Source organism: Oribacterium sp., assembly GCF_057249185.1.
In genome coordinates, this window is sequence record NZ_DBHIGR010000172.1 from 1 (window position 1) to 4,660 (window position 4,660).

At 45.5% G+C, this 4,660-nt stretch carries 1 protein-coding gene; it reads left to right on the top strand.

The window, feature by feature from the left end; genetic code table 11:
• Positions 1 to 4,660: Spy0128 family protein (locus tag ACO4PX_RS08755; protein WP_485572311.1), on the top strand; the 4,660-nt coding region annotated here is incomplete at both ends.

Genomic DNA, 4,660 nt, shown 5'->3' on the forward strand with positions numbered 1-4,660 from the left:
AGAAGGGTATGGCTTATTTCCTCAGTTTTTTGATGCTTGCGGGAAATTTGCAAAGTGTGAGCTATGCATCGGAAAACGCACAGCTCGTTGCGGAGCAGATGGGACTATCCTCTGAAGCAAATTCCTTGACGGAAAGCACCCCTGCAGAGCAAGCAGAGGAAGAATCCGCATTAGGAACAGATGCTGCAAAGGCTTCCGGAGAAGCAAGCGAACAGGCGACACAGTCCGGAGAAGTGCAGGAGACAGCCTCTGAAGATGCATCTGCCGGGAAACAAGCAGGAGAGGAACAGGAAAATTCTGACGCTGCTGTAGCAGAGGAGAAGGATGCTTCGGCAGAGGAAAGTAAAAAGGAAGAGACTTCCGAAGAAGGAGCAAATCAGCCTTCTGAAGAAGCGGGGGAAAAAGCGGCTCAGTACATGGAGGCCGGTTCCTTTTCCGTGTCTTATAAGGATTTGACCGTTACCGCGGAATATCCGGAGGGAACCTTCCAAGAGGGCACACAGATGAAGCTGCTTCCCTTGGAGAAGGAGTCTGTCGTTGAAGAAGCCAAGTCTCTTTTGGAGAAGAATTATGAAAAGGATTATCCCGGAATGGTACCTCTTGTAGAGGTGCTGGATGCAGTGGATATTTCCTTTGTCAGAGAAGTGGACGGCGTAGAAAAGGAAGTTCAGCCGAAGAACGGAAAGAAGGTGGAGATCCGCCTGCAAAAGACCGAGAAAATCAAAGAGGTTTTGGCGGAAGAGGACAAGGATCTCCGCATTGTGCACCTTCCGGAAGGACTTCCGGCAGAGATTCTTCCTGTAAAAGAAGAGGGAGAGGATTTGCTCTTCTCCGCAAAGCACTTTAGTCCTATTGTCGCTACGGCGGTTTCTGCAGGACAAAGTGCCAGTGCCCATGATTTTAAGGCCTTCTGGATGGAATCGCCGGATCCGGATGCAGGAACAAGCAATGCCAAAACCGGACACAGCTATACAGACGGCAGTAACGGCGTTATGCGAGACCAGAGGGATTTAAAAATCATTCCTCCCGAGAAAGCTTCCAATGCCACGAATACTACGACCTTAGGGGTAGAACTTACCTTAAAGGGAAATAAGAATACCAAGTATGCACCGGGAACGGTAATCATGGAAATTCCTGCCCGTATTTTTAAGGGCTGGGACAGTGCCGAGCCGGATAAGATATCCGTGTATGAGAAAAAGAATAATAACCAGCATAAGTTACAGCCGGCGATTACCACCGGAGTACCTAAGGCGCCAAATACCAATCCACAAAGTAGTTTTAACTATACGATTATTCAGAAGGATATTGGTGGAGGAAGAACCGAAGAGTACTTCTGCCTGGCAAATTTTAGAGAGCTTACCGGCGGTTTAACCTTTAAGGCGGATATTGCTTATAACTTGACACCGACCATGCTTGCTGTAACGCATCAGCAGATTAACGGCCAGGAAAAAGGTGTTTTTGATAACACTTTTCCGGTAAGCATGAAGATTGATCATAGCGACAGTAGTCTTGACGCAGAAGAGGACAAAACCCTTTCCGTTCATGTGGAAACGGAGGTTAAAGAAACCAATTTTACTTTAAAGCATGGAACGGCAGATGTGAATCAGGGCGTTTATTTTACTTGGGATCCCAGCTGGGGGAAAAAACCTGACGATGCAGAACAGTATTTTTACGGAGTTTGGTATGTTAGAGTGGACAGAGCCAAAGGAAGCTCACAGCCCTTTGACTATGTTTTCCATGCCGGGAGTCCTCTGGATTCCGATGGCGGAACCTTGATTGGTGCAAAGAAACTCCCCAGCAATGTGGCCTGGAACAATTACTTCTATAACAATATTGCCAATAATGAGAATAATATTGAGGTTTATGCCAAGAACGGCTATGCCAATATTGCAAAGTATATGGGAGTGGGAGAGAATCCTCCGGCAAATGCCCCATATTTGGAAAATCCGATTGATAGAACTTATGTGGGAATTCCCAAGGATCCAAGCGTTCCCAATCTTCCTGTCGGCTTGCCCTATGCGGAAAACTTACAATATGCCAACGCCCATTATAATTCCCAGCTATATGCCTTGCTATATAAGTATCCCATGCAAAAGCTGGAGGATGCAAAGAACGATGGCATTAATCTGGCTACACAGGGCTTACCCATTACGAACAAAATTCATTATAAGGAAATTTGGGCGGATGGGTACGTAAGAGAAAAGGATGTAACGCCTAAGGACCCCATGATGGTCTATGTGCATCCTTCCACTCCCGGTGATTTTGTACTGAAAAAATATAATACGGTAGATCGAAAAGTCTATATAGGAATTTTCGGTTTACAAAGTATTTATAAGGATGGCGGAAAAGCTCCGGTTGTCTACAGTAACTGGAATGACAGTTTTACCCTGTCCTCCAATTACAAGGCGGATGATAACAGTGTTGCCTTTGGGACAGACGGAAAATACACAACCTCCGGAACTTCCGGACAACCCGGTTCGGGAACCACCATTACCGACGGAAAGTATAAGCTTTTTTCTACTAGCAGAATCAGCGTAAACAATCAAAATGTGGAGCAGACCTTGGGAAGCGGAGCCTTTTCCAACCTGCCCCATGATAACGGAACAAATGCGGATGCCTACAGAGGCCCTGTATATGATTTAACGGATGACGATTACCACTATAGTAAGATTTACATGAAGGACATGAAGGTCTATGATGTGGAGAAGGTGGATAATCCGATTATCCGGTTTGCCAAAAAGGGAGATTATAAGAAGGAATATGCAGAGTATCCTCCTGTAGAAATCTGGTTAAGAAGGAAGGGTACCGGCTTAGATGATTATTTCAAGTACGGAACCTTTAGATTTGACGCCGGAAGAAGAGTGCAGTTTACGCCGGAACCAGGGTATGAGGATAAGTGGGATCTTACCCAGAATAAAGCTTCTCACGTTACTCACTTAAATCAATTGGATTTAGAGAAAGCCTTTGGAAATAATATTGTAGGCCTTCGCCTTAAGCAGGATTCTCCGTATTACAGAACCAGCTTTGACGCGGCATTTACCCTACAAATTACCCCCCAGCCGGCAATGCAAAGTGCCATTGCCACTACTATGGCTCGAACTGATGGCTACAACATCAGCTTTTTAGCGGGAGATGCCACCGGAGAGGTTCGTCAGCTGGGAGTACAGAGGCTGAATAAGAGAGCCGGAGATTATTTCCCGGAAGTAGGATACGGTTTAGAGCCTTTAAACATTAACTCTGAGCTTGCAAAGACTAATGCCCCGTATGTAGATCACCCTGAACGAAGCGAGCAGAGTATGCAGGTATTTGTTCGAGGGTTAAACTGGGGAACCTTCCCCACCAGCCTTCAGCAGGATGAGTACACAGACAAATATGTTCTGAAGAAGGGGGACATCTATGACTTGCTTCCGGCAGGAACCTATGTGGATGAATCATCTATCATAATAGGAAACATGGATCAGGCAGAGATACCGCCGGAAGAAAAAAGATTTGTAAAGGGTAAGGATTATACGGTAGAGTTTAAGAAGAATTGGGAAAACTCCGGACAAACCATGATGATTATTCATCTGACCATTCCGGATGACAAGCAGCATCGTTACTGGGACAAATTCTATAACCGAAGCGGTTGGAGAATGGCTTATACTCTCTGGAATCCCTATACCAATATCGTAGACCGTGGAAGATCCGTAGTAAACACCGTTGGTTTTATCAATAAGGATGCCAATACCATTTGGGACGGTAACTATTCCAATGGAAAAACCCCTAATCCCAGCCCTGCATTGCTTGGAAAATATACTGCCAAAAGGGATGAGGCAGCCCATGAAAATGGGGCTTTTACCACCTCTGTAACGAGCTTAACCATGCCTTACGGGCCGGTAACAGTACTGGAGGCAACCTTTAACAATACGGTTTCCACAGAAATCGATTCTCGTTACCTTGGAAATAATGTGAGCTATATGGGAGACCCCTATAATCATAGACTTCTGTATCAGGCGTCTGCCACCAGTAGAACCACGGATTTGGTAATCTTTGATATCTTAGGGGAGGAAAAGGACAGAAACGGAGATTTTACCGGAGTAGACATTAACAGTATGCTCAGTAAACGCTCCTATGACAAAACCAATGCCAACAACCAGGATACCTTAAAGCCCAGAGTATTTTATTCTACGGTTATTCCTACTCCGGAACAAAGAGACCTGGGAAAACCCCTGTATGATGCTGCCGGGTATGCGGCGGATACCAATCATAACAATCCGAAATTCAGTGACAGTATCTGGAAGGAATGGAACTATGAAAATGAAAGCGCAAATACAGTAGATAGAAAGGAAATCAAGGCCCTTGCCTTTGACCTTCGAACCACTGAAGCAGGAAAGCGTTTTATTCTGGACCAGCAGGGACTCATTTTAGCCAATGTCAATATGGTAGCCCACATGGATCAGAAGAAGATTAAGGTGGAAAACACCAATGTGGCTTATCGTACCGGCATTTTGTTCCCGGGAAATGATGTTCCCCAGAACGTAGCACCGGATACGGTACAGTCCAGCAGTAAGCACCGTCTTGTGGAACCGGTAGTCTTTAATTTACCGGTAAAAAAGGTCTTGGATGTGCCGGCAGGATTAAATGCCCCCAGTATTCAAGGAAAGTTCACCTTTACCTTAAG